Source organism: Ruegeria sp. ABV3_008 (assembly GCF_056161185.1).
In genome coordinates this window covers 1-4471 of sequence record NZ_JBSWYP010000028.1, presented here as the reverse complement: position 1 = coordinate 4471, position 4471 = coordinate 1, and the positions used below count along the sequence as shown (strand labels likewise).

At 62.6% G+C, this 4471-nt stretch carries 3 protein-coding genes; all 3 read left to right on the top strand.

The window, feature by feature from the left end; translation table 11 throughout:
- Positions 1-1088: glycine cleavage system aminomethyltransferase GcvT (gene gcvT, locus ACXAH8_RS23050; RefSeq protein WP_475220836.1), on the top strand; the 1088-nt coding region annotated here is incomplete at its 5' end.
- 18 nt (positions 1089-1106) lie between these two features.
- Positions 1107-1472, top strand: a complete 366-nt coding sequence (gene gcvH / locus ACXAH8_RS23045; protein WP_170381008.1) for a glycine cleavage system protein GcvH — start codon at positions 1107-1109, stop codon at positions 1470-1472.
- 115 nt (positions 1473-1587) lie between these two features.
- Positions 1588-4443, top strand: a complete 2856-nt coding sequence (gcvP, locus tag ACXAH8_RS23040; protein ID WP_475220835.1) for an aminomethyl-transferring glycine dehydrogenase — start codon at positions 1588-1590, stop codon at positions 4441-4443.
- Positions 4444-4471: the final 28 nt, after the last annotated feature.

The following is a 4471-nucleotide window of genomic DNA, read 5'->3' as shown; positions in this document are numbered from 1 at the left end:
CACCGAAGCGCACTCCACTTTACTCTCTTCATGTTGAGTTGGGTGGGAAGATGGTTGATTTTGCGGGCTGGGAGATGCCTGTTCAGTATCCGTTGGGGATCATGGGGGAGCATAAGCAGTGTCGTGAGAAGGCGGCTGTGTTTGATGTGAGCCATATGGGGCAGGTGATCCTGAAGGGCGAGAATGTGGGCGAGAAGCTTGAGGCGCTTTGCCCGCAGGCCTATGCAACGCTGAAGGAAGGCAAGGCGCGGTACGGGTTTTTTACGAATGAAGACGGCGGGATCATGGATGACCTGATCGTGTCGAATGCGGGGGATCACTATTTTGTGGTGGTGAACGCGGCGCTGCGCCATCAGGACATCCCGCATATGCAGGCCAACCTGGACGGCGTTGAAGTGACCGAGATCTTCGACCGCGCGCTGGTCGCCGTGCAAGGCCCCGCAGCGGAGAACGTTGTGGGTGAGCTTTGCCCGCCCGCCCGCGATCTGAAGTTCATGGAAACCACCGTGGCCGATATCAACGGCGTCGAATGCCGTATCTCACGCCTGGGTTATACCGGTGAGGACGGGTACGAGATCTCGATCCCCGAGGACAAGGCGATTGAGATCACCCGCGCCTTCCTGGCGCATGAGGATTGCGAACCGGCGGGTCTGGGCGCGCGCGACAGCCTGCGGCTTGAAGCGGGGCTGTGCCTCTATGGCAATGACATCGACCAGAGCACCTCACCCATCGAAGCCTCGCTGAGCTGGGCGATCCAGAAGCGCCGCAAGGAAGAGGGCGGGTTCCCGGGGGCCGAGCGCATCCAGAGAGAACTGGCCGAGGGCGCATCCCGCAAGCTGGTGGGCATCAAGCCCGAGGGCCGCGCGCCTGCGCGTCAGGGCGTTGAGATCCAGTGTACGGAAGGCAACACCATTGGCCAGATCACCTCGGGCGGGTTTGGCCCGACGGTCGGTGGCCCCGTTGCGATGGGCTATGTGTCCGCAGGCCATGGTGAGCCGGGCGAGACCGTCAATCTGATCATTCGGGGCAAGCCACAACCGGCCGAGATCGTGGCGCTGCCCTTCGTCACCCAGAATTACAAGCGTTGAAGTCAGGAGAGAGACAAGATGGCAACCTATTATTCCGAAGAGCACGAGTGGATCGACGTGAACGGCGACACGGCCACTCTGGGCATCACCAAACATGCCGCCGAGCAGCTGGGCGATGTGGTCTTCGTGGAACAGCAGGAAGTGGGTGACGAGTTCGAGAAAGACGGCGAGATCGGTGTGATTGAATCCGTCAAAGCGGCCTCGGAACTCTATGCCCCGGTTGATGGCGAGATCGTCGAGGTCAACGAGGCGCTGGCCGACAATCCTGGCGCGCTGAACGAAGACCCCGAAGGTGAGGCATGGATCTACAAGATCAAGATCACCGACGCGTCGCAGCTGGAAGATCTGATGGATGAGGCCGGCTACAAGGACTTCATCGGCTGATCCAGACCGGAGCCCTGAATGGGGCTCCGCCCGTTCGGGCCGGACCGGCTCGTGATGATGTATCGGAGGCCTGCGCGGTCTCCGCCCGACCTGACTTATTCATAGGAGCGCTGCAATGGCTTTCAAACTGACTGACTACGAAGCCTATGACTTTGCCAATCGCCGCCATATCGGTCCCAGCCCGACCGAGATGCGCGACATGCTCAAGGTGATCGGCTTCAAGACGCTGGACCAACTGATCGACGCCACCGTCCCGCCGGCGATCCGCCAGAAAGAGCCGCTGGACTGGGGCCCGGCGATGACCGAGCGCGATGCGCTGTTCTACATGAAAGAGGTGGCGAGCAAGAACAAGGTTCTGACCTCGCTGATCGGTCAGGGCTATTACGGCACCACCACGCCGGCGCCGATCCTGCGCAACATTCTGGAAAACCCGGCCTGGTACACCGCCTACACGCCCTATCAGCCCGAGATTAGCCAGGGCCGTCTTGAGGCGCTTCTGAACTTCCAGACCATGGTCAGCGACCTGACCGGGCTGGACGTGGCGAACGCGTCCTTGCTGGACGAAGCCACAGCGGCGGCCGAAGCCATGGCGATGGCCAAGCGCGGCGGGCGTTCGAAAGCCAACAACGCGGCCTTCTTTGTTGACAAGAACTGCCACCCGCAGACCATCGCAGTCATCAAAACCCGCGCTGAGCCTCTGGGCATCGACGTGCAAGTCGCCGATCCGGACACGCTGGATGCAGGTGCCGTCTTTGGCGCGATCTTCCAATACCCCGGCACCCACGGCCATGTGCGCGACTTCACCAAGGAAATCGCAGCGCTGCATGAGCACAAAGCCATCGCCATCGTTGCTGCCGACATCCTGTCGCTGGCCCTGCTGAAGTCACCGGGTGAGATGGGCGCGGATATCGCCATCGGCTCGACCCAGCGCTTTGGCGTGCCGATGGGCTATGGCGGCCCGCACGCCGCTTACATGGCGACCACCGACAAGCTGAAGCGGTCCATGCCGGGCCGGATCATCGGCGTCAGCATCGACAGCCGCGGCAACAAAGCGTATCGCCTCGCGCTGCAAACCCGCGAGCAACATATTCGCCGCGAGAAAGCGAACTCGAACGTCTGTACTGCGCAGGCGCTGCTGGCGGTGATTGCCTCGATGTATGCCGTGTATCACGGCCCCGATGGCATCAAGGCCATCGCGCAATCGGTGCACCGCAAGACCTCGCGCCTGGCCGCTGGCCTGGAAGAGGCGGGCTTCTCGGTCGAACCCGAGGTGTTCTTCGACACCATCACCGTTGAGGTCGGCCACCTGCAGAAGACCGTCATGGAGGCCGCAGTGGCCCGGGGTGTCAACCTGCGCAAGGTCGGCGATACACGCGTGGGCATCAGCCTGGACGAACAGACCCGGCCCGAGACCATCGAGGCTGTCTGGGGGGCCTTTGGCATCGACAAGACAGACGACAGCTCGAACAAGCAGTACCGCCTGCCGGACTACGCGCTGCGCGAGACGCCGTATCTGACCCACGAGATCTTCCACAAGAACCGGGCCGAGGCCGAGATGACCCGCTATATGCGGCGTCTGGCCGACCGCGACCTGGCGCTGGACCGAGCGATGATCCCGCTGGGCTCGTGCACCATGAAGCTGAACGCCACGATCGAGATGATCCCGGTCACCTGGCCCGAGTTCGGCAATCTGCATCCGTTCTGCCCCGACGATCAGGCGCAGGGCTATCACGAGATGATTGCCGATCTGAACGACAAGCTGTGCCAGATCACCGGCTATGACGCGATCTCGCAGCAGCCCAACTCGGGCGCGCAGGGCGAATATGCAGGCCTGCTGACCATCCGCAACTATCACTTCGCCCGCGGCGAAGGGCACCGCAATGTCTGCCTGATCCCAACCTCGGCGCACGGGACCAACCCGGCCTCGGCGCAGATGGTGGGCTGGCAGGTGGTTCCGGTGCAGGCGGATGAGAATGGCAACATTGATTTGAACGACTTCCGCGCCAAGGCCGAGAAGCATTCCGATCATCTGGCCGGCTGCATGATCACCTACCCCTCGACCCATGGCGTGTTCGAAACCACCGTGCAGGAGGTCTGCCAGATCACCCATGATCACGGCGGTCAGGTCTATATCGACGGCGCCAACATGAACGCCATGGTGGGTCTGTCGCGTCCCGGTGACATTGGCGGTGACGTCAGCCACCTGAATCTGCACAAGACCTTCTGCATCCCGCATGGCGGTGGTGGCCCCGGCATGGGGCCGATCGGCGTCAAGGCGCATCTGGAGGAACACCTGCCCGGCCACCCGGAATACGGCACCGCTGTGGGTCCGGTCTCGGCGGCGCCCTTCGGGTCTCCGTCCATTCTGCCGGTCAGCTGGGCCTATGTGCTGCTGATGGGCGGCGCGGGTCTGACGCAGGCGACCAAGGTGGCGATCCTGAACGCCAACTATATCGCGGCGCGTCTTCAGGATGCCTATCCGATCCTCTACACCTCCGAGACCGGTCGTGTGGCGCATGAATGCATCCTCGACACCCGTCCGCTGGACGAGGCGGCGCATGTGACCGTGGATGACGTCGCCAAACGTCTGGTCGACAGCGGCTTCCACGCGCCGACCATGTCCTGGCCGGTGGCGGGCACCCTGATGGTGGAGCCTACGGAGTCGGAGCCCAAGGACGAGCTGGACCGCTTCTGCGACGCCATGCTGTCCATCCGGGCCGAGGCGCAGGACATCATCGATGGCAAGATCGACGCGGAGAATAACCCGCTGAAAAACGCCCCACACACGGTGCGCGATCTGGTCGGCGACTGGGACCGCCCCTACACCCGCGAACAGGCCTGCTTCCCTCCGGGCTCCATGGGCGTCGACAAATACTGGTCCCCCGTCAACCGCGTCGACAACGCATACGGAGACCGAAACCTCGTCTGCACATGCCCACCAATGGAAGCTTACGAAGAAGCCGCAGAATAAAACTAAAAGACCCCGCCGAAAGGCGGGG